Genomic DNA, 25,753 nt, shown 5'->3' with positions numbered 1-25,753 from the left:
GAGAACTTCCTGCTTTTTCAGAAAACCCGATGGTAATAATAAGAAAAAATGCCGTCCTTGATGTACAGGTAGGCAGGGCCGAGCTCACTTTCCCCATACAGGAAAATATTGAGATTGGATGAGACAACACTGACAACCAGAAGGACAACCAGAATCTTTTTCAGAGCCCGTACATCCTTCAGGTTGTTGTACAGATAGACACAGCCAAGCGTCCCGAGGAAAACGATATCCGGGTAGAATTCCGCCCGGTACCGGTAATTCATGCTGATGGCAATCATCATCAGGAAAGCCGGTATTGCCAAGGATACGGCGACAGAAGCAAGCGCTGCCCGATTGATGGGAAACACACGGCCCCTGCGGAGCAGCCCGACAATCAGCAGCGCACCACAGAGCAGCATGAAACCATCTGTCAGAAAGAAGCTGCTGGGTGGCAGCTCATTCGCATCAATCAGCCGCGTGAAACTATCCTGAAGAACGTAATGCCCGTCAGCCTTCTGGAAAATCCACACCGGTACAAAGAAATAGACAATCCCCAGATAGAATCTCTGAAGATTGAACAGCCCATAAGTTTTGGTCCGCATGATGCGGCTGGGAAACTCCACATTGTAGAGGTACAGGTCATAATTGGCGAAGGTAAGCGGATTGCCCCATCGTCTGTAATTCACATATGCCGTCACGATGATGGCCAGAACGGAGATGACTGTCGGCACAACGAGAGACAGCAGCGTGACGCCCTCATCCTTCGTCCTGAAGCTGCGGCACCATCTGTAAAAATGGATGATGAGAAAACAGAGCAGCGCCACATACAGCCCGATCCCCATCGAAACACGGGTCAACAGCGCACAGCCCGCCGCAACGGCCATGCAGACCCCACCATATCGCCAGTACTCCTTCTCGCAGAGGACACGGATGGCGCAGTACACAAACCATGAAGCGAAGGCCAGAGCCCAGAAGCAGACCTCCTGATACAGGCTGTGTTCAAAAAAACAGACCTGTTCACCCGAAAAAGCAAGGGCAATGGCCAGACAGAGCGAAACCCAGGACGTACCTCCAAGGTAACGCTCCGACACGAAACGCCATGTCCTGTAATTGAAAAACAGGATCATCAGCAGGGCCATGATGGATGAAAGGCGGGTGATGTCCCAATGCAGCCCATTGGGGAACAGCAGGACTGGCAACCTCAGCAGGGAGGGGAAAATGCCCCAGTAAGCATACACTTTCCCATTCCGGAGGAAACCCTCCTCTTCCACGGTCTTCGGGTCCACATCAAAATGGCCATGCAGCATGTGGTCGATCATGCTGTTGAAAGTCAGCCGCAGCCCACCGGGCCGGTATTCTATCGGCAGATGGGACCATGACAGAATACCCATGATGCTCCACACGATGGCGGCACACCATATGACCGTGGTCACGTTTTTCTTGCAGAACATCACAGCGCTCCCGGCAGCTCAGCGCCTGTCTGGAAAGACGGCAGGATAGGAAAGATAGGTCAGCCTCTTCTGCTCTTTCCGGGCAATGGCAATCGTGTCGAGGATCAACCCACAGACAAAACTCAGGAAAGAGAGCAGCACCAGAGCCGTAGCCAGCAGGGCTGTTGGCAGGCGGGGGACGACACCCTGCCGGAGATAGAAGGAAACGACAGGAATCCCCAACCCAAGCCCCAGGACAAACAGGACAGCCGCAATGGAGGAAAACAGCAGAAACGGCTTTTCCAGCTTCACGATCTGGACAATCGTGCAGAGTATCCTGATACCGTCCTTGTAAGTGCTCAGTTTGGACACGCTGCCCGGTGGCCGCTCGACATAAGCCGTCTTCAGCTCACCGACAGGCAACCCCAGCTCCAGCGCATGAATGGTAAACTCGGTTTCCGTCTCGAACCCCTGGGACAAGGCCGGGAATGACTTGACGAACCGCTTTGAGAAAACCCGATAGCCGGACAGCATGTCCGTAAGGCGGCGCCCGAAAATCATGGTCACCAGCCCCGTCAGCATCCGGTTGCCCAATACATGACCCATGCGATACGCCGCCGGACGGTCCGTGACACGAGCCCCATTGACCATGTCCAGACCATGCTCATACGCATGCTCCAGCAGCCTGGGGGCCGCCTCGGCCTCGTAGGTCTCATCACCATCAATCAGGATGTAGAAATCTGCATCAATGTCGGAGAACATCCGCCGGACGACGTACCCTTTCCCCTGCATCCGCTCTGTCCGGACAATTGCCCCTGCGGCCCGTGCAACGTCCACTGTCCGGTCGGTGGAATTGTTGTCATAGACATAAATCTCCGCCCCCGGCATGTGCCTCGTGAATTTCTCCACAACATGCCCCACTGTCATTTCTTCATTGTAACAGGGGATGAGGACGGCCACCTTTATGGTCTCAAAATCCACGCAAACCTCTTTCCGAACATTTCAGGACAATAAAATTCCATACAGGTATCAGTCACTCTGTCTATGATGTCGGGCACAGAAACGCAACAATCCTGCCAGAAGCATTATATGGGGACTTCTATTGCACGATTGTTAAATACCTCGCCGTTCTCCATCAAATATCAGGCCACCTCCGGGCCCATGAAGCACGTCAACCAATGACCTGGCGGCAACATTCCTGACCTGTCTCCACAGGGCAGGAATGTTTCTTGCCATACAGGAGGGCCAGATCACTTCCGCAGGAAGGCCACCGTCTCAAAGCAGGCCGCAGCGGCCTCACGGCCCTTGTTGTGCTCATCCCCCCGGGAGCGCACGATGGCCTGTTCGTCCGTATAGGTTGTCAGAATACCGAAAGAAATCGGCACATCATTCGCCAGCTGGGCCTGCATGATGCCAACAGTGGCCCCCATGGAAATGAACTCGAAATGAGCCGTATCCCCCTTGATGACACAGCCGAGGCAGATCACCCCCTCATAGATACCCTTACGGGCAAGGTGCTGGGCCATGATGGGCAGCTCGAACGCACCGGGGGCCTCATAGACATCCACCGTCTCATCAATGCCACGTTCCTTCAGCCACTCCAGCGCACCATCACGCAGACCGCCCGTCACATCAGGGTTGAAGCGGCTGACCAGCAGGGCCAGTCTTGGCGCTGGATTGAGTTTCAGGCCTTCCGGGGCCGTAGCGATATGTTTGCTCATGGTTCAGCTCTCCTGCAGCATATGCCCCATACGGGTGCGTTTCGTTTCCAGATAATGGCGGTTGAACGGATTGGATGGCACGACAAGCCGTTCCACGGCTTCCACCACCAGTCCGGCCTCCGTCAGGCCACGCTCTTTTTCCGGGTTGTTCGTCAGCAGGCGCAGGCGGGTCACGCCGAGACTGGCCAACATATGGGCCGCCATATCCCAGCGGCGGGCATCAGCGGGCAGACCAAGCGCCTCATTGGCATCAACCGTGTCCATGCCCTGATCCTGAAGCTCATAGGCCCGTATCTTGTTGGCCAGACCGATCCCCCGGCCCTCATGCCCCCGCAGATAGAGCAGCACGCCTGATTCCGCCGCCGCAATCCGCTTCAGGGCTTCCCGCAGCTGTGGGCCACAGTCGCAGCGCAGCGACCCCAGCGCATCCCCCGTCACACATTCCGAATGAAGGCGGACCAGCGGTACGGTCTGGTCAGGCTTCCCTTTCACAAGGGCCAGATGTTCCACACCATCAGCTCCACGGAAGGCATGGACTCGCAGATCCTCTCCACCACACACGGTCGGCAGGTCGGCCACGGCAAGCTGGGCTTCCTCCGACAATGGCGCTTCTGCCATGTCCAGAGCTCCGACATCACCCCGCCCATGTTCAGCAATCCAGCGGCGCATTTCGGCAATGCTGATGAGCGGCAGACCGTGCCGACGGGCATAGTGACGCAGCTCCGGCAGGCGCATCATCGTGCCATCCTCGGCCATGATCTCACAGATCACACCAGCCGGACGCAGACCTGCCAGCCGCATGAGGTCAACAGCTCCTTCCGTATGCCCCTCCCGGGCCATCACGCCATCAGGGTTGGCCCGCAGGGGGAACATGTGACCGGGGGAGATGATGTCCGCCGGTGTCGCATCCGGCGCAGATGCCACCTGAATCGTATGGGCACGCTCGGCAGCGGAAATGCCCGTCGTCACGCCGTGGGCGGCCTCGATGGACACGGTGAAGGCCGTGCCCCGCGGGTCCTGATTCTTCGCCACCATGGGAGACAGGCCAAGCCGGTCTATCTGGTCAGCCTCAAGGGACAGGCAGATCAGCCCGCAGGCCTGACGGGCCATGAAATTGATGGTCTCCTGCGTGGCAAACTGGGCTGGCAGAATGAGATCACCTTCATTCTCCCGATCCTCATCATCCACCATCACGACCATGCGGCCAGCCCGCACGGCGGCGATGGCGGCCTTCAGGTTTGAAGACAGGCTGCTCACCGGGCATCCCCCCTGTAACGCAGTTCCTCTTCCGGCGTGTGGCGCAGGAGCGTCTCCACATATTTGGCCATCATGTCCACTTCCAGATTCACCTTCGCCCCGATGGCCAGCGTGGAAAGGTCCGTATGGGTCCATGTATGGGGAATGATCATCAGGCTGATCTCAAAGCCTTCCTGCCCGTCATGACGCACATCATCATGCACCTCATTCACCGTCAGGCTGATGCCATTGATGGTGATGGACCCTTTCTCGATGACATAGCGGCGCAGGGAAGCAGGCATGAAAATCCGCAGATGATGTGATTCCCCAGCTTCGGCAACATGGGTCAGCCTGCCTACCGCATCGACATGCCCCTGCACGATATGGCCGGAAAGCCGTGTATTGAGGCTGACGGCCCGTTCCAGATTCACCCGGGCCCCCTCCACGAGGTCACCCAGAGCCGTCCGGGCCAGCGTCTCACCACTCAGATGGAAATCCGCCACACCCTCGGGCGTGAAACGGGTCACGGTCAAGCACACGCCATTGGTGGCGATGCTTTCACCTTCCGTCAGATCGGTAAAATGGGTGGCGATCCGTACATCCATGGCCCTGTCCCGCAGGGACACGGACTGCACGTCGCCAACACGTTCGATGATTCCTGAAAACATGGTCTTAGTCCCCATATTGGCGCAGAAGCTGGATCGGGCTCCGCTTGTCCGCACTCTCTTCACGCAGGGTAATGGAAAGCTGGTCGTCCCTGTCGGCCCCCTCATGACGGATGGTCAGCCAGTCATCCCACAGGCCCGCCTCCCGCACGCTGGCCAGCAGGGCAGGTCCGGCCTCGATCAGGGCCCAGTTGATGTCCATCTGCCCCAGAAGGGCAGGCAGGGATGACAGGTCACGGCACTGTTCCACATGGAACCCGTCCGCCTCCCGGGCCTGACGCCAGGCGGCTGGAAGACGGCCCTGCCGGTCCAGCACGATCAGGGGCCGGGGTGCCCGCCCGGCATGATCGGACACATGCCGCACGGTAAAGGACGGGTCATCAGCCAGAACGGTCCCGATCCCCGTCACCACGGCGTCACAGGCCCGCCGGAGCTGATGGGCCAGCCGCAGGGATGCGGACGAGGTGAAGGTCTTCTGCCCTTCCGGAGGAATCATGCTGCCGTGCCCGTCCAGAGCCTGCTTCACACTCAGCCACGGGCGGCCCTGCGTCACACGGCAGGCAAACGGTGCGAGAAGTGCGGCACAGTCCTGCGCCAGAGAGCGCAGGCCGGGTTCATCGGCCAGAAAATGCACCTGTTTCGGAGAGAGGCCCCCGGCCAGATGGTCCGCTCCCCCTCTGGCCTGCGGGTTGGGGTCCCGGGCACCGATCCACACGGTCTGCACGGGACTGTTCTTCAGCCGGTCGCTACAGGGAGGAGTCCGGCCATGATGGTTGCAGGGTTCCAGCGTCACCAAGGCAGTGCGGACCTGCTCCAGCACGCCTTTCTCCCGGGCCTGCTCCAGCGCCATGACCTCGGCATGAGGCTGGCCCGCAGCGGGATGTGCTCCCACGGCGAGCAGGTGCCCTTCACCATCCAGCAGGGCGCAGCCCACCGCCGGATTGGGAACGGTCGCCCCCATCTTCTGCACGGCCGCCTTCACGGCCTCCCGGAAACCGGCCCGCACGCTCTCCAGCGGCGGGGGCGGGCTGTCCGTTCTTCGTGTCCCACTCGACACATCTGTCATCATCAGTCCCCAATCATCTCAGGGACGTTCGCGGCGACGTCACGCCTTCCCCCCTCACGGAAAGGCGGCATCCCCCCTCCCGCAATGGACAGGAAGAACGTTCTCTCTCATCCGGACTCTGACCGTCGGCCCCGGATTCACACCGGGTCTGCTTGTCCCCTGCACGGATGCAGGGCGCTCGCGGGCTGAGGCAGCCAAAGCCACCAACACCGCCGGTAGGGAATTCCACCCTGCCCCGAGAACGTCTATCTCAATCACGCCCTATATGGAGGTACTCCCCCCAAAGAGCAAGAGGCCGCCCCAATGGGAGCGGCCTCTCTCATCACCCTGTCCTGTCAGGACCGATCCTGTAGAAGATCAGAAACCGCCCTTCAGGGAATGGACGAAGTCCTTGCCGGACTGCACCGTGCTGTCGTGCATCTCCTTCAGGCTCTTCTTCTGGGCGTCAAGCTGAGACTTCTGGGCATCAAGCTGGTCCTTGAGGCGCTGCTTCTCCTCAGCCGGCGCATTCCTGTACCTGTCGCGCACATCCTTGATCTGCTGCTTGCGATCATCAATGTTCTTCTGGATCTCGGCCTTCTTGTCAGCGGCAAGGTTCTTGTACTTGTCCTGAAGGTTCTGCAGACGCTCCTGACGCTGCTTCACGTCGGACTGGAGGGCATCCATGCGCTTCTGGATGCGGGCACGGGCACGCTCCGGAGCGCCAGCATACTTCTCCTGCAGGGCCTGCAGCTTGGCGTTTTCGTTCTGGATGGACTTCGTCACGCTGTCCATGCTGCTCTGGATGGCCAGCGGATCATTCGGATCATAAGCATGAGCCTGCGGCAGCAGGGCAAAGGACGAGGCAAGCAGTGAAACTGTAAACAGAGTACGGATCTTCATGAAGCAGCTCCTAGAATGAGTACCGGATGCGTCCATTCACTACACCACGAGGTTACATCCCCAAAGTTAAAAAAAGGCCATGCCACACTCCTGAAGGCTCAGCTCCGCTTTATGCCACCAGCCATGTCGCTCAGCAGCCCCGGTGACAGAAGCGTGACGGAACTGGCCCCCCTGATGCTGATCAGCCCCTCTTTCCTGAACAGGCTGAACGTCCGGCTCACCGTTTCGATCGTCAACCCCAGATAATCGGCAATGTCTGTCCGGGACATGGGCAGGGGCAGTGTCAGCGGGCCGTGCTCATCCTTCAGCGCATGGGCACAGCAGGGGCTGGCCTGTTCGACAAGGAAACTGGCCAGACGCTCACGGGCTGTCTTGCGCCCCAGAAGCATGAGCCGCGCCTGCATCTTGACCAGCTCGCTGGAAGCCTCCTGCTGGAGGCGACCATGCAGACGGGGGAAGCGCTCCACGAGACGGTCGATGGCAGAATGGGGGAACCGGCAGAGTGTCACCTCTCCCAGAGCTTCTGCGGTGAAGGCATAACTCTCTGAGGAGGCCAGCCCCAGAAAATCTCCCACTTCTGCAAAACCGACAATCTGCCGACGCCCATCAGGCATGAGACTGAACAGCTTGGCCCGGCCGCCTGTCAGCACATAAAAATCGTGCGCCGGTGCGCCTTCCTGTATGAAACAGCGCCCCGCCTGAACAACCACCCGGGAAGATTCCGCCACAAGGGCAGGAAGGTCCTGGTCCTCAATGACGTTGCAGATACTGACCGAACGGCCAGGGCAGCGACCACACCGTTCCCGAACGGCCTCCATGAGGCTGCGACCTGTTTCCACCATTATCTTTCCTGTCTCACTATAGCCGGTGTCAGAGTTAGCGGGTTATCCCCCCCCTTGGAAAAGAAACCTTCCTTATGACAGTGATAAGAAAAGCCCCATTTTTTGATATAGATCAATTTCTAGAATATTTTCAGTTAATGCCCTATTACAGTTATAAATTTTTTCTTGTTTTCGAGGCAGATCATTCTTATAGGCGGGGAAGGAACAATTACATTTTGTCCATTTTCGCCACGCCGTTGTAACTCATCGAGGATTCTAGGAAAAATGAGCCGCACCTTCACCCGGATGGCCACAGCTGCGCTGTTTGCTCTTGGGTCTGTCTCCTTCGCCGTTGCCCAGACAGCAGCGCCAGGAGCCCACACCTCCGTATCCGCATCCAGCACCATGCAGGCTGCTCCGGATGCTTCCGTGCATCTTCATGCTCCGGATGACCATCGCTGCGGCATTTTCCAGACCTGTGCCAATACCAAGATCGGCCTTGGCAAAGGGGACTTCGTTGTCCGCCTCTCCGCTCTCGGCGTAATCACCAACAACACCGGCTCCCGCGTCAAGCTGAATGCCAGCTCACCTGCGGCAGCTCTGGCTGGTGGCAGCATCTTCCGCCACAATGTAAGCGTGACCAACCAGGTCATGCCGGAACTGACGCTTGAATATTTCCTGACGGACCACCTCTCCCTGGACCTCATTGCTTCTTCCACCCGTCATGAAGCCGCTGCCCATGTCGGCAACCTGGGCAAGCTGGATGCTGGCAGCTTCTGGATTCTCCCCCCGACACTGACAGCCGCCTACCACTTCCGCCCGCACAAGCGCTTCAACCCCTATGCCGGTCTTGGCATCACGGTGGCCATCTTCCACAACATGCATCAGGCCACCAATCTGGGTGGGGCCTTCAACGGGGCCGTGTTTGATGCCATGCACATGAAAACCAACGTCGGGCCGAGCTTCAACCTCGGGTTTGATTACCAGCTGGTCGGCAACTGGTTCTTCAACTTCGATATCAAACAGATCCTTCTGTTCAATCAGAGCGTTCATCTGAGCCAGCGCGGCAACCCCATTACTGGTGGTCGGGTCCGTGTTCATGATGACGTGCATCCGACTGTTGTTGGTGCCGGTATCGAATACCGCTTCTGATCTTTCCACAACAACATCAGATCATTCGGGAAAGGGGCCGCAGAGTAATTGCGGCCCCTTTTTCATATAGTCGCAATACTGGACAGCAATTACTCATCACGACAGCCATCATCCATAAAGTTCGAATATTACGGTACAGATACAATACCGTGACAAATCACTGCGCATGTGTCAGAAGGGAACGAATTTTGCCCTGGCAGTCAGAAGAACGGAGAACATCCCAATAATGCGTGTCTCACGTAACATGATTATTACTGGCATCGTCCTGATCGTTCTTTTGCTTCTCTGGGGTGTGTGGTCTCTCGTCCCCCACCGGGTCATAGAGACTGCCCCACCGCCCGCTGTTACTCACAACGGTGACCTGCTGCGCATCAGGCCCGGAGGGCCGCTGGATGGCCAGCTGACTGTTGAGCCCGTCGCGGAAACCCTCTCCCCCCATCAGGTAGAGCTTCCAGCACAGATCATCGCCTCCCCCGGCCAGAGCGTGGACATCCATTCCCCGGTCGTCGGGCGGGTGGCCAACCTGTATGTGCAGACAGGCCAGCATGTACAGAAAGGCGATGTTCTTGCCATCCTGTATTCCGGTGACCTGGCACAGGCATGGTCAGATGACCGCAAAGCACAGGCAACCCTCACCCTTACCCGACTGGCCTATCGCCGTGCTGTTGGCGTGCTGAATGCGGGAGGCAATGCCGTAAAAGACATGCAGTCTGCCAGAAATGATCTGGAACAGGCCCAGGCCGAAGCCACCCGTGCCCATCTGCGCCTTCAGGCTCTCGGCACAGACGGCAATGCCGGCTACCAACCACTGGTAGCGCCTGTCTCCGGCATCGTCACCGCCATATCCACCGGCATCGGCCAGAATGTGACAGACATGACAGCAACCCTGATGAACGTCGCCAATCTGGACACTGTCTGGATCCAGGCCAGCCTGCCGGAATCCCTCCTGCCCATGCTCGGTGCAAGCATGACGCTGGAAGCCCCCTTCCCCGGCCAGACATGCCATGGACCCGTCACCTCGCTGGACGGCACCGTCCATACTGATACCCGCCGCCTGAATCTCTATCTGCGCTGCAACAACACCCAGGGGGCGCTGCGCCCCGGACAGTTCACCACCGCCACGCTGAACATCACCCAGCAGGCCCAGCCCCTCCTGCCCAAAACAGCCCTGCTGATGGACAATGACCAGGTTTCCGTCTTTGTGGAGACAGCCCCCAACACCTACCGCCGCCGCTTCATCACCATCAGCTACGAGGAAGGAGAGTCCGTACGCATTCTCTCCGGCCTGAAAGCTGGTGAGCGTATCATCACGCATGGGGCCATCCTGCTCAATGATTACTGAGGACCGCTGAGCAGTCATGTTCATCGAGAAATTCATCACATGGTGCTTTGGTCACCGCAAGGCCGTCGCTTTTCTTACCGCAGCTCTGTTCGTCACCGGAATGCTGGCGTGGAAACAGCTGCCCGTGGAAGCCTACCCGGACCTCGGCCCGGCCAGTGTTCTGGTCACCACGCAGGTCAACGGCCTTGCTGCCGAGGAGATGGAACATCAGGTCACCACGCCTGTCGAGCGTGAACTGGCAGCCGTCCCCGGTGTTGTGGAGAGCCGCTCCAGCACGACATTCGGCCTCTCGCTCATCACGCTCATCTTCAAGGATGGAGAGGACATCTACCGTGCCCGCCAGCTGGTGCAGAGCCAGCTTGACGGCCTCCAGCTGACAGGCGGTGCCCAGCCCTCCCTCGGCCCCATCTCCGGGGCCAGCGGAGAAATCTACCGCTACACGGTCGAGTCCGACGATCAGGACCTCATGACCATCTCCGACGTGCAGCGGTGGGAGATCATTCCCGCCCTCCAGCGGGTGCCCGGCGTGGTGAACATCGACAATTTCGGCGGTTTCACCCGGGAATATCAGCTGATCCTCGACCCCAACGCCCTCATCCGCTTTGGCATCAGCATCAGCGATGTGATGAACGCCATCCGCAACAGCAATGCCAATGCTGGTGGTGGCCGCGTCACCCGTGGTGAGCAGTCCTACATTATCCGTGGCGTGGGGCAGATCCACTCTCTGGAGGACATGCGCAACACCGTCATCGGCCATCATGATGGTGTTCCCATTTTCCTCTCCGAGCTGGGGCGGATCGAATTCGGCCATCAGGTCCGGGAAGGGATGCTTGGGAAAAACGGCAATCCGGATACGATCGAAGGGGTCGTGACCATGCTGCGGGGCGCCAATCCCTCACAGGTGCTGGATGACCTGCACGCTGCCGTCGCCAAGCTCCAGACACAGCTCAAACCCAAACATATCCGCATTGTTCCGTATCTGGACCGTGACAACCTCGTAAAATCCACAACGGACAAGGTCAGCGAAACGATTCTTGAGGGGATCGGCCTCGTGCTGGTCATCCTGACCTTCTTCCTGGGCTCGCCCCGCAGTGCCGCCATCACGGCAGTGACCATTCCCTTTGCGCTGTCATTCGCCTTCATCCTCATGCGGGCCTGCGGCATGGCGGCCAACCTTTTCTCCCTCGGAGCCGTGGATTTTGGCGTGATCGTCGATGGAGCCATCGTCATCACCGAGGTCATCCTCCGCCACAGGGAGGAGCACCCCAACCTCCCGCTGAACCAGCCGGACATTCTTGCCATCACCCGCCGTGCGGGCCGGGCCATCTTCGCCTCCACCATCATCATCGTGGTGGCCTACAGTCCCCTCTTCGCCTTTGAAGGCAGCGAGGCCAAAATCTTCCGCCCCATGGCCTGGACAGTCAGCTTCGCCCTGCTGGGAGCGCTGCTCTGCGCCCTGGCCCTGACACCCACCATGTCCTTCCTGGCCCTGCGCAAGCCACGGCCCATCTGGCACAACAGGCCACTGGACTGGCTGCACAAATATTATGACGCCCTGCTCCGCCATCTGATTGATCACCCTGTCATCCCCTTCGTCAGTGCCGGACTGGCACTGGTGACCGTCATTGCCCTTGGGGTCACGACGGGCCGGGAGTTCCTGCCTGACCTTGATGAAGGGGCGCTGTGGCTCCAGGTGCAGATGCCAACGGGCATCTCACTGGAAAAAGGGCAGGAAAAGGCTTCGGAAATCCGTCGTGCGGTACGGGAGTTCCCGGAGACATCCTATGCCATAACGCAGCTTGGTCGCTCGGATGATGGTACGGACCCATGGACGCCCTCCCACATCGAAATGCCCGTTGGCCTGACGCCCTACAACCAGTGGGCCCACGGCGAGACCAAAGCCGAGTTCATCACGAAACTCCGGGCCCGCCTGAACAAGATCGCTGGCATTTCCTTCTCCATCAGCCAGCCGATCGAGGACAATCTCAGCGATCAGCTTGGCGGAGCGCACAGCCCGCTGGTCATGCGCATCTATGGGGACGACCTCTCGGGCCTGCGTGCCCTTGGCAAGCAGGTCGTCCAGCAGCTCTGGCAGGTACCCGGCACCGTGCAGGCCGACATCTTCCAGGAACCCAAGATTCCACAGATTGCAATCACACCAGACCGGCTGAAAGCCGCCCGTTATGGCATCAGCATCAATGATGTAACGGATGTCATCAACAGCGCCATCGGCGATGCCCCGCTGACCAGCGTGATTGAGGGCGACCGCTTCTACAATGCGACCCTGCGCATCGACAACACGCAGCGTTCCAACCTCCAGCTGCTGGGCCAGATTCCCATGATTACGGGTGATGGCAGTGCCATCCCTCTGGCTGAAATTGCCCATATCCGTCTCCAGATGGGTGAAAGCAGCATCGCCCATGAGATGGGCGAGCGGCAGATCACCCTTCAGGTGGATAATGGCAACCGGCCCATGTCCCTCTACCTTGACGATGCCCAGAAGCTCATCGACCAGAACGTCCATTACGACCACCAGAAGTTCCGTCTGGAATGGGCCGGAACCTTCCAGGAGGCCCAGCACGCCCAGGTCCGCCTCGTGGCAGCCCTGGGCGTCATGTTCGCCGTCATGCTGGGGCTGCTCTATGCGGAGTTCCAGAAGTTCCGCCATGCGCTGCTCATCATCGGCATTGTGCCACTTGCCGCCCTGGGCGGGCTGATCGCCCTGCATCTACGGGCCGAAACACTGAACATTGCCACGGCGGTCGGCTTCATCGCCCTGTTTGGTGTGGCCATCCAAAACGGGATCATCATGGTATCCAACATCAACCGTCATCTTGGTGCTGGTGGCAACATACGGGAGGCCACCCGGCTGGGAGCAACCGAACGCTTCCGCCCTGTGCTGATGACAGCAACCGTGGCCAGTGTCGGGATGCTGCCCGCCGCTCTGGCCACAGGTGTGGGAACCGATGTACAGCGTGGCCTGGCAACGGTCGTTGTCGGTGGGCTGGGCATTGCCACCCTGCTGACCCTCTTCATCCTGCCAGTCTGCTTCTGCCGTCTGGAAGAATGGGTCAGCCGCAGGACCAGCCAGAAAGAGCAGGAGGCCTGACATGAAACAGCATTCCACCCCCTGCATGAGGGGCCGTTCCTCCCGATTGCTGGCCAGTGTTCTTCTTGGCGGCATGGCTGCCGGGTTGGGGGGCTGCATTGTCGGCCCTTCCTCCAAGGACATTCCCCCCCTGCCAGAGAGGACAGGATACAGCCAGAAGAACATCACCCAGTCTGAAGCTGGACGGGACAGAAGCAGCGACAGCCTCCTCCACCGCCAGCAGTTCATCTCCGGGGCAGATGTTCCCGGCAGATGGTGGGAGGCCTTCCAGAATCCCCGTCTGAACCAGATGGTGGAGCTGGCCCTGACCAACAACCAGACATTGAAAGCCATGCAGGCTGGCCTGCGGGCAGCATGGGAGCAGCGCCGTGTTGAGGGGGCGTCACTCTATCCGAGCATTTCTGCCCAGTTCATTCCGACACGCAACAAGACCTCCAAGGCACTCTCGCCCGTGCCGAACAATAATGAATGGCTCTATAATCTGCACACGGCCCAGCTGAACATCGGCTATGTGCCCGATCTCTGGGGTGGCTCCCGCCTTGCCATTCGCAACGCCAAAGCCCAGGCGGATATCCAGCGCTTCCAGCTGGAGGCCACGACGCTGACGATGATCTCCAACATCGTCAACACGGCCATCACCGAGGCGGGTCTCCGTGAGCAGATCCGTGCCAAGGAAGTTCTGATCGCCCAGCAGGCAGCCATGGTCCGCATCAATCAGAATCAGGTCGGCCTGGGGGACCAGTCCCGCCAGAGCCAGCTCCTGCTGCGGGATTCGCTGGCGCAACTTCAGGCGGATCTACCTCCTCTCCGGACACAGCTTGCCCAGACCCGGGACCAGCTGGCCACTCTGGTGGGCCTCAGCCCCAATGCGGACCTGCCCATCTTCGAGCTGAAAGACTTCACCCTGCCGCATCAGCTGCCCGTCAGCCTGCCGGCCCAGCTCCTCCTGCAACGGCCTGACATCGCCTCTGCACAGGCGCAGATCCGCTCTGCTGGGGCGCAGCTCGGCATTGCCATTGCCAACCGCCTCCCCAATGTGCAGCTGAGTGCCCTGCCTGGCGAGGCTGTGGACAGCATGAGCAAGATGTTCAAGCCTGGGATGGGCAACTGGATGCTGGCTGCCACGGTCACCCAACCCATTTTCCAGGGAGGGTCACTGCTTCATGCCCAGCGGGAGGCCAAAGCCAATTACGAACAGGCCAAGGAATATTACAAGGCTGCCATCATGTCTGCCGTCAGCGATGTGGCAGACAGCCTCCATGCCGTAGAGCTGGATGGCAGCACACTTCTGGCCGACCAGAACGGGCTGGACGCCGCCACACAGGCCCTGCACATTGCAGAAGCCCAGCACAGGCTGGGGGACAACAGCCAGATTGACGTGGCACAGGCCCGCATGGCCGTGGCGCAGGACCAGATTTCCGTCGCACAGGACAAGGTCACCCGCCTTTCCGATACGGTCGGCCTGTTCCAGGCTCTCGGCGGGGGATGGTGGAACCGCAATGACCTCGGTGTCAGCCCGAAGGATGCCAAACGCCTCTCCACCACGCTTGTGCCGTGGTAAGCTGACGGCCGCCAAACCATCCAGACATGAAAAAGGCCGCTTCCTGACAGAGACGGAAGCGGCCTTTTCTTCAGCGGGGGAAATCTCAGGCCGAAAGCAGTTTCAGCACCCAGCCTTCTTCCTCCGGCGTGGCCTTCAGTGGCACGGCATTGGGCAGACGGACATTGATCTCCAGCCCCATGGCTGCTCGCAGCCCACGGAACAATGCCCCATGCGCCACGATCAGGGGGGCTCCCTCTCCAGCCTCCTGAGCCCTGTTGAGCGCCTGGACACCACGGGTCTTCAGCGTGAGGAAATCCTCACCCTTTTCCGGGACAAACGTGCCATTGATCCATGTATTATACCAGTCTCCCATCGGCTGGCCTTCCTGCACACCAAAGCTGACCTCCTGAAGGTCTGCATCCTTTATCAGCGGCAGATCAAGGCCCGTCCGATCCCGGATCGCATCCCGCACATGCTCGGCTGTGACGAAAGCCCGCTTGAGCGGAGAGCTTACGATATGCGTGAAGGGCCGCATCCCCGCCTCGAACAGGTCTGCCAGCTGGCGGCCTGCCAGGCGGGCCTGTGTCAGGCCGGTCTCATTCAGGGGAATATCCGTCCGCCCCTGGGAGAGATGGCGTGCATTCCAGTCCGTTTCACCATGACGGAGAAACCAGTACGGTTCTGCCCGAAGCTGTGTCATTTCCTGACCCTCCCCAAAATCCCGTCAGAGCGTGGCGGGACCTGTCTCATGCCCCTGGCCACGCAAAGCACCTCTCAATCAAAAAGATCTCAGTCAAAAAGAGTGGAGACCGAGCTTTCATCCGCCACGGCCCGGATGGCACGGCCCAGCAGATTGGCCGTAGGAATCTGCCGGATGTTGGACGTTGCCTTCAGCTCATCCGTCGCAGGGATGCTGTCTGTCAGGGTCAGCATGGAAAGCGGGCTGCTCTGCACCCGCTTGCAGGCATTGCCTGTCAGCACACCATGCGTCACATAGGCCTCCACCCCGGCAGCACCGTGCTTCATCAGGGCTTCAGCAGCATTACAGAGAGACCCGCCGCTATCAATGATGTCATCCACCAGTACGCAGAAACGGCCGGACACATCGCCAATCACATTCATCACTTCAGACACACCAGCGCGCTCACGACGCTTGTCGATGATGGCCAGGTCCACATTCAGCCTGCGGGCCAGCTGACGGGCCCGCACCACCCCACCCACATCCGGCGAAACGATCATCAGTTTTCCCGGGTCCGGGTGACGGGAAATCAGGTCCCGCACAAAGAGCGGTGCTGCGTAGAGGTTGTCCGTGGGAATATCGAAAAAACCCTGAATCTGCATGGCATGCAGGTCCATCGTCAGGATGCGGTTGGCACCCGCTTCTGTCAGCAGATTGGCGACAAGCTTGGCACTGATGGGCGTGCGGGGACCGGACTTGCGGTCCTGCCGGGCATAGCCAAAATAAGGCATCACCGCCGTGACACGGCGTGCAGAGCCGCGCCGCAGGGCATCCAGCACGACAAGAAGTTCCATCAGATGATCATTGGTCGGCATGCAGGTGCTCTGAAGGACAAACATGTCCTCCCCACGCACGTTTTCCTGAATCTCGACAAACACCTCACCATCCGCAAAGCGGCGAATGGATGTCTTGCACAAAGGGATTTCAAGCTCATCAGCCACAGCCTGGGCCAGAGGCAGGTTACTGTTGCAGGCAACGATCTTCATGACGGGTACTTTTCATAGAAGGACGGTAAGATGCGGTTCAGCTCCTTCTATCAGCCCGCCCGATCAATGTCATGATTTTCCAGCAGACCTATTTCGGAACGATTAATTTACCACCTGTTTACCATGAAATGCCGTATGCTCTCCCGTCCACGCCCACAGGTCAGAACCGCCGGTACTGCCGCACATAACGATAGGCCTGTGTGATTTCCGCCGTCCGGCGAACGGCCTCCTGATAGACGTCCCCGCCAACATGGGCAAAACGGTCTGGATGGTGCTGCTTGACAAGCCGCCTGTAGGCACTGGTGATCTCCTCATTGGAAGCCCCCTCGGAGACCTCCAGCACAACATGCCAGGCCCTGTCCGCGGGGGGCGCATTTCTGGCCCGCTGCCAGTCCCGCCGGGCTTGTTCACGCCGCCGCTCTGCCTCTTCCCTCTCCCAGGCTCTCTGCTGTTCCTGCCGCCGCCGCTTTCTGGCCGTCTCTGCCCTGTTCACCTGAAGCAGCAGACCGTGCACATGCACCGAACAACGCCGGAAATCCTGCCATGAACGGCCAGCCTCCAGCTCCTCCAGCACGTTCCGGGCGGTCTCGCCACCCATCGGCTGCACCAGCGCAGACAGAAACCGGAACGCCTCCCGCAGGCGCCGGGCCACGAGATGGTCCAGCAGAAGCTGACCATCAGCAAGAGCCAGCTCACTGATCCAGCCAGCCCACATCATCCCGACCGCCTGATACGCTTCCTGCTCCCTGCTGGAGGCGAAGCCAGAAGGTGGCGGATCCGTCTCAGGCTCCGGTTTCTGCCGGGACGTCCGGCCTGTCTTTTCCGAGAACTGTTTCAGTGTTTTGGCATAGCGGTAGGCTTCGGTGATCTTCTTGCTTTTTACCACGGCTGCCTCGTAGGCAGCACCTCCCTCCTGCGCAAAGCGGTCCGGGTGATGCTGCTTCATCAACCGCCTGTATGAGGCCGTGATCTCCTCGGCAGAGGCCGTTGCAGAAACCTCCAGCACGATATGCCAGGGCTCATCCTCCGGTGGGGCGGAGCCGGACTGTCTGGCCCGGCGATAGGCCTGTTCCCGCTCCTGCTGCTCCTGCGCCGCCTCTTCACTGCCTGCCTGAAAATGCTCCCGCAGAAACGCCAGAACCTCTATGGAAAAACGCTGGAAGCCTTTCCAGCTCTTTTCCTGCCGGGCCTGAAAGAACAGGGCCCGCAGGGTGGCAGGCAAAGACCCTGCCTCCCTTTCCAGCAGAGCCTTCAGAAAATCGAAAGCGTCATCCCTGCGCTTCTCCAGAAGAAGTTCGATGAGATCCTTTATAGGGCGAACCCCTGTCCCCTCATAAAAGCTGCTCCACAACAGTCCGGACTGCTGATAGGCCTCCTCTTCCTCCCTGGACGGAAACTCTGACGACTGGGCGGAATCATCCTTCTTTTCTGCAGAGCGGAGGCCATTCACAATCAGACCGACAATCAAAAGAAGCAGCCCCTTCCAGCTGAACAGCCAGGTGATGAAGCTCCAGATCAACCGGACGAGCCTTACGGGCAAAAGAAGGATGAAGATCAACACGTGCCAGACGCCCGCCAGAACGGCCCCGCACATATGAATGACAGCCCCCAGCAACCAGAACGGCACGGACAGCAGGGAAAAAAGTCCCCCTGCCGTTTCATGATCCTCTGTCTGGGGAGATGCAGCCTCCTGCTGGGGAGCCGTACTGTCTGGAGACGGCGGGGATGGCTGAGGCCCGGCCGCACCGGCTGTTCCACTCTGCCGCAGGACGGACGCAACCGGTCCATCCCCGCCGACTGTGCCTGCCTCTGCCTGACGGGGTGCAGCACGTTCAGGTGGGGACGGAGAAGCCTCAGATGGGGCCGGAGCAACAGCCAGGTCCGGCATCAGCACCCTGGCATCATCATCTCCCAGAAATCCGTCCCGGCTGGGCTGCCCGGCCTGCTCCTGCCAGCGCAGGATGGCCCGCCGGGTCGCCTCGCCATATACGCCATCCGGCACGACGGCAGCCGGCAGAAAGCCGAGCGCCTGCAGTTTTCTTTGCAGGGCAATATGGGCATCAATCGGACGGATCGCTTCCTCATGCGCACGACCTGTCAGGCGGGAGCGGTATCTGTCCGCAACCTGCGCCACAACCCGCTGGTAGCATTGGGCCTGGCTCTCTCCCTGCACACCCGCCGGTGAAAAACACGCCTGCAACGGTGCAAGATCATGGATCAGCTCCGCCTTCAGCTGGGGAAGACTGTAGGCCGCACTCTGATGGCGCAGGGCATAATAGGCCTGATCCAGAACCAGTTCACTTCTGGCTGAATCAGAATCCGAACAGAGAAGAACCTGCCCCGGTTCGTTCCTGTCCATCCGGCTACAGTCAAAGTCAGGATGATAAACGTCGGCCAATACAGGCTGACAATGCACAACGACCCATGAAACCAGTAGACATTTCAGAAAAATGGAACGCATGACAGGCCAGCAAATATCAATCTGCAACCTGTATAAGTTGGTTGATACACCCTGTCCATTCGAGGAAACGTCTATCCTGTGCGGGATTTCAGAGAAACGGGGACACTCCCTGTAGCAGGAAATGTCCCCGTTCCGTCTGTTCCCAGAAAGGCTGGGCTGCCATCATCTGGGGGCACTGCCCTCCGGCTCCGGCCCTGCAACGAATTTTTTCATGCCATCCTTCTCACGGGACGCATCCCCGCCAATATCGGACGGAGCCGTCGCCGCCTTGCGAGACCGGCCTGAATAGTTGGTAACGATGGTCTTCACCGCTTCGGCAGCCTCCTGCGCCGCAGCACCGGCCACATCAGCCCATGGGCCATCCAGAGAATGTGCGGGAACATCATGAACCTGAGTGGCCGCCCCGGCCTCCACGCCCTGTGGGGTTGTCACGTGCCAGACGATGGTAACCTGCTGTTTCGGCCCCTCTCCCGGCGGAGGAGCATCCGGTGAAGGCTTGATGCTGACCACGGTCTTCACGATGTAATCCGCCCCAGTGCGTGTGGTCTGCACACTGTTGTGGCTGTCCGGCAGCATCATGTAGAACGCCTCGGCCAGAGACTTGTTGCCATCACCCGGGGCGCCCTGTACCCCCTCGAAACAGATGCGGGCCGAACGGTGCATGAGACTCTGCGGGTCATCCATCATCATGCGGGTCTGTATCTCTGTCAGCTCACGGGCGATTTCCGGGGCCATCTGGAGGGCCACCGTGTTCAGGGCCGCCGGATCGGCGCTGCGCCAGCCTTCCTCATCAATCACGGCACCAAAGCCACGGGCCTTCACCTTGCCATCCGGCCCGACAATCGCATAGCGGGGGCGGATACCCCCATTCTCCGCCCGGACGGCCCCCAGCCTGACCCACCAGTCCCCCGGCTCCGGCACCTTCGCCACGGCAGGAATGGATTGCCCCACCAGGGCGATCACGACATCCCGTGCCCACATGGCCGTAGGCGCCCGCCATGGCGCTTTCTCTGGCACGGGAACAGGCACAGCCAGCCGGGCAGGCGGAATGTTGTCCCTGACAAGATGCTGGGCCTGATTGCCCGGATTATGGGCAAATGGCTTGTACACCTGCAGGCACCCCCCCAGTCCGAGAAGAGGCACACACAGCCCTGATAGCAGCAGCTTACGACAGAAGCGCATGAACAGCCCACTTTCCCTGCAATATTTCTGGACAAGAGCCGACCGGACCCGACCGGCAGGCCCCGCAACTTAACGCCCTTTCCCTCTCCTGACCACAGGGGGAGCGCTGGCCAGAGCCCCTAATGGCGGATCAGCATGTAATGGATCGTCACATCCAGATCAAAATGGTCACCCTGCATGTCCGGCGGAACGGGAGGGAGCTGCGCCCCCTGGAACATGCCTGTCGTGGCGGCATCCAGCGCATAAGAGTTTGATGAATCCGTCAGCCGCACACGGATGACCTTCCCGCTCCTGTCAATCACTACATGGACGGAGGATGGCCCCTCCTCCCCGTTCTGCACAGCCTCATCGGGGTAGAACATGTGGTTCCGCACCCAACGGTCAATCTCGCTCCCGTAATCGGAGCTGACACCCCGGACGCTGCTGCTCGTCTTGTACGGCGCATTGATCTGCCCATTCAGGCTGAGCGGCCCGAGAGAGAAATCGACCGGCCCCCGTGTCCCCCCATGGCGTCCCCGCTTGTGAGGATGCAAGGCTGGCTCACCATCAAAGGACAGATCCATCGGGTGAGCGAAAGGGTTTGTCTCGCTCTGCCGGGTCATACGCTGATGCGTCGGGGTTGCCCGGCTCCGGCGGGGGCGACGGGGAGCAGCCCTGGAGAGCGGCTTTTCCGACATCTCCGCACGGGTCAGCTCCCCGGTAGGTGAGGGGGCCGTCGGCGGGGAAGACGGCGTGTGAGGCGTCGGCTCCATCGGGGCTGGGGTTGCCTCCTCCGGCGTGGTCGGCGCCGGAGCGCTGGCCGCACCACCAACCTCATGTGTCGGCTCCCCCTTCATGCTGTGCTTTGCCGGAGGGGCATCAAACACCATCTCCACCTGCGGCTGCTGTGCACCATTTGGCGTACCATGCACGGCAGCGCTGGTCTGCATCATCAGCCAGAGGGCAATGCCATGGACACTGGCCGCCAGAAACAGCGGCCCGAACAGTGGTGGATCGACCAGAACCTGCGTCCGCCGCATGGGGGTGCGCGCTTCAGTCCGCAACCCGGCCACGGGTTCGGCATGATCTCCCAGCCGCTCCCGGCGCCTCTGCAAAGGGGCGTCCTGCATCGTCACGGGCGGAAAACCCGCTGGCAAAAAGAGGGGCGCAGACTGATAAGGATCATGACCCCTCCCTTGTGCCTCAAAAAGGGCCATATTGTCATCACCGGAAAAGTGCCCCACCGCTACTTTTGTGTAACCCCCTTCCACCACCATCAGCCCCATGAAGAAAGTCCGTTCCATGCATCCACTTGCCTGCCTTGCCCGGGATGCCGATCTGGCAGCCTTCATCGCCACCGTCGGCCCCTGCCGCCTGCACGAACAGGCTGCGCCAGACCCGCAGACAATCGATCCCTATGCCTCACTCATCAAGGCTGTGACGGGCCAGCAGCTCCACAATGCTGCGGCCAGGACCATCTTCAGGCGTCTCTGCGCCCTTGGGGCCGACCATGACGAAAACGGGCCGCCCCCTGCACCACAGGAACTTCTGGCCCTTGATGATGCCACCCTGCGCCGCTGCGGCCTTTCCGCCACCAAGGCCGCCAGCCTGCGGGCCATCGCCCGGGGGCGGCTGGACGGGCTGGTACCCAGCCTCGCTGAAGCCCGCCAGCTGGATGACGCCACACTGATAAAACAGCTGACAGCCCTGCGTGGCGTGGGACAATGGACAGTCGAAATGCTGCTCATCTTCCATCTCAACAGGCCGGATGTCCTGCCAGCGGGCGATCTTGGCGTTCAGGAAGGATGGAAGAGGCTGAAAAAACTGCCTGTCCGCCCCACACCCCGCCAGCTGCGGGACGCCACGATGGGCTTCAGTCCCCATCGCTCCACACTGGCATGGTACTGCTGGCAGGCCAAAGCCCGCCTGCCTGATCCCGCTCCACCCAGCAAAAAACCTTGACGTCCCACCTCCGTGCCCGCACATAATGCGCCGTCATGACGGGGCTGCAGGCTAGGCCTCTCCAGAGCTGGCCCGTGGCCCACACAGTTTCTACCCACTTCCTGCAAGGGATATTCATGCCTAAAGAAGACCTGATCGAATTTACCGGCACGGTGACTGAGCTTCTGCCCAATGCCATGTTCCGCGTCACGCTGGACAATGAGCACACCATTCTCGCCCATACGAGCGGCAAGATGCGCAAGAATCGCATCCGCGTGCTGGCCGGTGACCGGGTCAATGTCGAGATGACCCCTTACGACCTCAGCAAGGGTCGCATCACCTTCCGCTTCAAGTAAGACAGCGGAAGACAGGACCATCTCTTCCCTCATGGCTGATTCCTCCCGGCCCGCTCTCATCCTGGCCTCTGCCTCGCCCCGCCGCATCGCCCTGCTCCGCCAGATCGGGGTGGAGCCGGATGCTGTCTGCCCGGCAGACCTGGATGAAACACCGCAGAAGGACGAACTTCCCCGTCCCCATGCGCTGCGGCTGGCCCGGGCCAAGGCGGCCCACGTCGCCGCCCGCCATGATGGCCCCGCCCTCATCATCGGGGCGGACACGGTCGTGGCGGCCGGGCGGCGCATCCTGCCCAAAGCAGAAGATGCCGAGACAGCCCGCCGCTGCCTCACCCTTCTCTCCGGCCGCCGCCACAAGGTTTTCACCGCCGTGGTCTGCCAGCCGACAGCAGACTGGGCCGAAGGCCGCTACTGCGAGCGTGTGGTGGAAAGCCACGTCATCTTCAATCGCCTGACACCCCGGCAGATTGACGCCCTCATCGAAGGGGGAGACTGGCACGGCAAGGCTGGTGGCTATGGCCTTCAGGGGCAGGCGGCCGCCTTCATCCGACAGGTCGGGGGAAGCCCCTCCGGCGTGATCGGCCTGCCCCTGTTCGAGACCGCCCAGCTGCTCCGGGGTCAGCCCCTGCCCGCCGGACAGCACTGGCTGCGCTGACACGGCATGGAAATCCGTCTTGCCAGTGCGCCCGGAGAAATCCGCATCGCCCTGCTGAAGGACGATGCGCTGCTGGATGCTGCCCTCTGGCGGCCCGGTGCGCCGGATGGCTGGGGGGATGTCCATATCGTCCGCATCACCGCCCATGCGCCAGCCCTGGGGGGGGCTTTCGTCGAGCTGGCCAGTCCAGCCTGTACGGGCTTCATGAAAGGGCGCAAACTCCCTCCCGAAGGCAGTCTCGTCCGTGCCCAGGTGACCCGTTCGGCACAGAATGGCAAGGGCCTGCGCCTGCGTGCCCTCCCATGGCCGGAGGACATGGAGGCCGGAACCGCCCCCCGCCGTCTCACATCCGGTCCCACGCCACTGGATGAGATTCTGGGGCTGGCCCCATCAGACTGCCCCATCCTGACCGACAGTGCCGCCCTGGCGGCCCGGTTGCCGCCCCGTCTTCATGCCCGCCTGCACCGGGTGAGCCGCAGCTTTGATGAGGTTCTGGAGGCCGATTGGGCCGCCCTGACCAGCCCGGATGCCCAGGTCGGACCGCTGACAGCCCATATCACGCCCACCCATGCCCTCACCGCCATTGATCTGGACGCCCATCAGACCCCGGACTTTGCCGCCAATCTGGCCTGTTTCGGCCCACTCCTGCGGGAAATCCGGCTGCGCAATCTCTCCGGTACCATCCTGATCGACCCGGCAGGTGTCCGCAGCAGCAAACGGCCCGCCCTTGTCCCGTTCCTCCGCAAGGCAGCGGACAGGGAGCAGGACCCGCTCCAGCCCCGCATCACCGGCATCACGCCCGGCGGCCTTCTGGAAATGACCCGCCCCCGCCATCGGGCCCCGCTGCATGAGCTGTACGCCTCACCCCACGGGCAAGGGCTGGCCATCCTCCAGCGCATCGCCAGTGAGGGGCTGAAGGGCGACCGGCTCCACGCACCACCAGCCATCATCCAGGCACTTGAAGCCGATTCCGGGGCGCTGGAAGACCTCTTCCATCTCACAGGCCATCGCCTTACCCTCCTCAGTCATCCCGTGTCTCCATCATCCTGCTGGAGTCTCTCATGAGCTGCCCGATCTGCCAGAAACCCACCATGCCCGCCTTCCGCCCGTTCTGCTCCCAGCACTGCGCTGATGTGGACCTTGGCCGTTGGTTCAAGGGGGATTACCGTGTGCCGTCCCTGCGGCAGGACAACGACCCGGAAGAACTGGAGGCCGAGGCCGCACGGCTGGCGGAGGAAACCTCCCGCCACAGGCCCTGATCCCGGGGGCCATAACCCGCTGAATCAGCCCGCTGATCCGTGCATTTTCTTCTGCAAAGAGGGTTGATAACCCGCCCTGCATAGGGTAAACCCCTCTCCATAGCCGGGTGGCCCTGCTGCCATGGCCCGGTGCCCAAGTAGCTCAGTTGGTAGAGCATGCGACTGAAAATCGCAGTGTCGGTGGTTCGATCCCGCCCTTGGGCACCATTTTTATTTCCCTGAAAAACTGGCTGACGTCCGCCACAAAGCGCCTCTTCTCCCATGGCGTGGCAGAACCTCCGTGCGAAATGCCTTTTCCTCCGTCCGGCACAGGCTTACCCTGTGCACACGGGGGCGAGTCCGCTCGTCCGTGCCCAAGGGAAGGATATCATATGACCACGACTCCCTATCCTACTGTCACACTCAGAAACGGCATCACGCTTCCAGCGCTCGGCATGGGCACATGGCGTATGGGCGATGATGCAGCCCAGCGGGCCCACGAAGTCCACAGCCTGCAGAGCGGGCTGGATTCTGGCCTCAGAATCATCGATACGGCAGAAATGTACGGCCATGGCCGCTCAGAAGAGGTGGTCGGCGAAGCCCTGCGGGGGCGAAGGGATCAGGCATTTCTCATCAGCAAGGTCCTGCCGGGCAATGCCACCTCCAGAGGAACGATAGAAGCCTGCGAACGCTCGCTGAGACATCTCAACACGGACCATCTGGACCTTTATCTCCTGCACTGGCCCGGTTCCACTCCCTTCACTGAAACACTCTACGCCTTTGAAACACTGAAGGAACGGGGGCTGATCCGGGACTGGGGGGTTTCCAATTTCGATACGGCCGACATGAACGATCTGGCTGAGCTGGGAGCCTATCCTCTCGTCAACCAGATTCTCTACAGCCTGGAATATCGTGGCACGGAGTATGACCTGCTGCCACGGGACGAACAGGCGCACATCACCAGCATGGCCTATTGCCCGATCGGCCAAGGGGGCGAGCTGCTGCATCACCCTGCCCTGCGGGCCATTGCCCACCAGCATGAAACCAGCCTCGGCCGCGCCACACCGGCGCAGATTGCCCTGGCATGGGTGCTGCGTCGCAGGAACATGATCGCCATTCCCAAAGCCGGCACGCCCCATCATCAGGCCCTCAACATCGCCGCTCAGGAAATCCGGCTCTCCCATGACGATCTGGCAGCCCTTGATGCGGCCTTCCCGCCACCTGATGGCAAGGAAACGCTGGCTGTCATCTGACAGAAACGGCGCCCCTCCCA

23 protein-coding genes, 1 tRNA gene and 1 riboswitch are annotated in these 25,753 nt (G+C 60.5%); of the genes, 11 read left to right on the top strand and 13 right to left on the bottom strand.

Features of this window, described 5'->3' with window-relative positions; genetic code table 11:
- Positions 1-17: 17 nt before the first annotated feature.
- From DTJ15_RS07800 to DTJ15_RS07765, 8 genes are all read right to left on the bottom strand, one after another.
- Complete coding sequence (locus tag DTJ15_RS07800) at positions 18-1,430, bottom strand: hypothetical protein (RefSeq protein ID WP_249109776.1); 1,413 nt, start codon at positions 1,428-1,430, stop codon at positions 18-20.
- A gap of 18 nt (positions 1,431-1,448) precedes the next feature.
- Positions 1,449-2,390 carry a glycosyltransferase family 2 protein gene (locus tag DTJ15_RS07795; RefSeq protein ID WP_043559049.1) on the bottom strand — a complete coding sequence of 314 codons (942 nt, stop codon included), beginning with the start codon at positions 2,388-2,390 and terminating at the stop codon, positions 1,449-1,451.
- Positions 2,391-2,659: 269 nt separating this feature from the next.
- The gene (gene ribH, locus DTJ15_RS07790; protein ID WP_043559053.1) at positions 2,660-3,130 is read right to left on the bottom strand and encodes a 6,7-dimethyl-8-ribityllumazine synthase; all 471 of its coding nucleotides are present in this window, start codon (positions 3,128-3,130) and stop codon (positions 2,660-2,662) included.
- 3 nt (positions 3,131-3,133) lie between these two features.
- The gene (locus DTJ15_RS07785; RefSeq protein WP_043559442.1) at positions 3,134-4,378 is read right to left on the bottom strand and encodes a bifunctional 3,4-dihydroxy-2-butanone-4-phosphate synthase/GTP cyclohydrolase II; all 1,245 of its coding nucleotides are present in this window, start codon (positions 4,376-4,378) and stop codon (positions 3,134-3,136) included.
- Positions 4,379-4,383: 5 nt separating this feature from the next.
- A complete protein-coding gene (locus tag DTJ15_RS07780; protein ID WP_081562410.1) occupies positions 4,384-5,034 on the bottom strand; it encodes a riboflavin synthase in 651 nt (216 codons plus the stop codon).
- Positions 5,035-5,038: 4 nt separating this feature from the next.
- The gene (ribD, locus tag DTJ15_RS07775) at positions 5,039-6,100 is read right to left on the bottom strand and encodes a bifunctional diaminohydroxyphosphoribosylaminopyrimidine deaminase/5-amino-6-(5-phosphoribosylamino)uracil reductase RibD (protein ID WP_249079826.1); all 1,062 of its coding nucleotides are present in this window, start codon (positions 6,098-6,100) and stop codon (positions 5,039-5,041) included.
- Between the two features lie 92 nt (positions 6,101-6,192).
- Positions 6,193-6,344, bottom strand: a riboswitch (FMN riboswitch).
- Between the two features lie 110 nt (positions 6,345-6,454).
- On the bottom strand, positions 6,455-6,979 hold the full coding sequence (locus DTJ15_RS07770; protein ID WP_081562411.1) for a hypothetical protein: 525 nt from the start codon (positions 6,977-6,979) through the stop codon (positions 6,455-6,457).
- Positions 6,980-7,077: 98 nt separating this feature from the next.
- A complete protein-coding gene (locus DTJ15_RS07765; protein ID WP_227449734.1) occupies positions 7,078-7,821 on the bottom strand; it encodes a Crp/Fnr family transcriptional regulator in 744 nt (247 codons plus the stop codon).
- A 264-nt stretch (positions 7,822-8,085) separates the two neighbouring features.
- On the opposite strand from DTJ15_RS07765, the gene DTJ15_RS07760 reads away from it, so the two are divergent.
- From DTJ15_RS07760 to DTJ15_RS07745, 4 genes are all read left to right on the top strand, one after another.
- Positions 8,086-8,952 carry an OmpW family protein gene (locus DTJ15_RS07760; RefSeq protein WP_043559061.1) on the top strand — a complete coding sequence of 289 codons (867 nt, stop codon included), beginning with the start codon at positions 8,086-8,088 and terminating at the stop codon, positions 8,950-8,952.
- Positions 8,953-9,178: 226 nt separating this feature from the next.
- A complete protein-coding gene (locus DTJ15_RS07755; protein WP_193599749.1) occupies positions 9,179-10,294 on the top strand; it encodes an efflux RND transporter periplasmic adaptor subunit in 1,116 nt (371 codons plus the stop codon).
- Between the two features lie 16 nt (positions 10,295-10,310).
- Complete coding sequence (locus tag DTJ15_RS07750; RefSeq protein WP_043559068.1) at positions 10,311-13,403, top strand: efflux RND transporter permease subunit; 3,093 nt, start codon at positions 10,311-10,313, stop codon at positions 13,401-13,403.
- A gap of 1 nt (position 13,404) precedes the next feature.
- Entirely contained in the window at positions 13,405-14,964 is a 1,560-nt protein-coding gene (locus tag DTJ15_RS07745; RefSeq protein WP_081562414.1) for an efflux transporter outer membrane subunit, read from the top strand.
- A gap of 85 nt (positions 14,965-15,049) precedes the next feature.
- Here DTJ15_RS07745 and DTJ15_RS07740 read toward each other — a convergent pair whose 3' ends face one another.
- The 5 genes from DTJ15_RS07740 to DTJ15_RS07720 all read right to left on the bottom strand — a co-directional run bounded on the left by DTJ15_RS07740 (position 15,050) and on the right by DTJ15_RS07720 (position 21,423).
- Positions 15,050-15,646: a histidine phosphatase family protein gene (locus DTJ15_RS07740; protein WP_043559071.1), complete on the bottom strand. Its 597-nt coding sequence runs from the start codon at positions 15,644-15,646 to the stop codon at positions 15,050-15,052.
- Between the two features lie 89 nt (positions 15,647-15,735).
- The gene (locus DTJ15_RS07735) at positions 15,736-16,671 is read right to left on the bottom strand and encodes a ribose-phosphate pyrophosphokinase (RefSeq protein WP_043559073.1); all 936 of its coding nucleotides are present in this window, start codon (positions 16,669-16,671) and stop codon (positions 15,736-15,738) included.
- Between the two features lie 160 nt (positions 16,672-16,831).
- Positions 16,832-19,069 (bottom strand): DnaJ domain-containing protein, encoded by a 2,238-nt coding sequence (locus tag DTJ15_RS07730; protein ID WP_249109774.1) that lies wholly within the window; start codon positions 19,067-19,069, stop codon positions 16,832-16,834.
- 225 nt (positions 19,070-19,294) lie between these two features.
- Complete coding sequence (locus tag DTJ15_RS07725) at positions 19,295-20,314, bottom strand: hypothetical protein (RefSeq protein ID WP_193599751.1); 1,020 nt, start codon at positions 20,312-20,314, stop codon at positions 19,295-19,297.
- Positions 20,315-20,433: 119 nt separating this feature from the next.
- Positions 20,434-21,423, bottom strand: a complete 990-nt coding sequence (locus tag DTJ15_RS07720; RefSeq protein ID WP_081563327.1) for an energy transducer TonB — start codon at positions 21,421-21,423, stop codon at positions 20,434-20,436.
- Between the two features lie 172 nt (positions 21,424-21,595).
- On the opposite strand from DTJ15_RS07720, the gene DTJ15_RS07715 reads away from it, so the two are divergent.
- The 7 genes from DTJ15_RS07715 (at position 21,596) to DTJ15_RS07685 (ending at position 25,733) form a co-directional block, all read left to right on the top strand.
- Entirely contained in the window at positions 21,596-22,255 is a 660-nt protein-coding gene (locus DTJ15_RS07715; protein ID WP_249109772.1) for a DNA-3-methyladenine glycosylase, read from the top strand.
- Positions 22,256-22,371: 116 nt separating this feature from the next.
- On the top strand, positions 22,372-22,590 hold the full coding sequence (infA, locus tag DTJ15_RS07710; RefSeq protein ID WP_043559458.1) for a translation initiation factor IF-1: 219 nt from the start codon (positions 22,372-22,374) through the stop codon (positions 22,588-22,590).
- Between the two features lie 31 nt (positions 22,591-22,621).
- Entirely contained in the window at positions 22,622-23,242 is a 621-nt protein-coding gene (locus DTJ15_RS07705) for a Maf family nucleotide pyrophosphatase (protein WP_154981062.1), read from the top strand.
- A gap of 6 nt (positions 23,243-23,248) precedes the next feature.
- Positions 23,249-24,307, top strand: coding sequence for a ribonuclease E/G (locus DTJ15_RS07700; RefSeq protein ID WP_081562419.1), 1,059 nt, complete (start codon positions 23,249-23,251; stop codon positions 24,305-24,307).
- Positions 24,304-24,501: a DNA gyrase inhibitor YacG gene (locus DTJ15_RS07695; RefSeq protein WP_043559082.1), complete on the top strand. Its 198-nt coding sequence runs from the start codon at positions 24,304-24,306 to the stop codon at positions 24,499-24,501. Before DTJ15_RS07700 ends, DTJ15_RS07695 begins: the two co-directional genes overlap by 4 nt.
- 131 nt (positions 24,502-24,632) lie before the next feature.
- A tRNA-Phe gene (locus DTJ15_RS07690) sits at positions 24,633-24,708 on the top strand.
- A 164-nt stretch (positions 24,709-24,872) separates the two neighbouring features.
- Entirely contained in the window at positions 24,873-25,733 is an 861-nt protein-coding gene (locus DTJ15_RS07685) for an aldo/keto reductase (RefSeq protein WP_193599752.1), read from the top strand.
- The last annotated feature ends 20 nt before the right edge of the window (positions 25,734-25,753 follow it).

Origin of the sequence: Parasaccharibacter sp. TMW 2.1891, from assembly GCF_023337675.1 — a bacterium.
Taxonomy (GTDB): domain Bacteria; phylum Pseudomonadota; class Alphaproteobacteria; order Acetobacterales; family Acetobacteraceae; genus Bombella; species Bombella apis.
The sequence above is the reverse complement of the archived record's forward strand: the minus strand, read 5'-3'. Positions and strand labels throughout refer to the sequence as shown.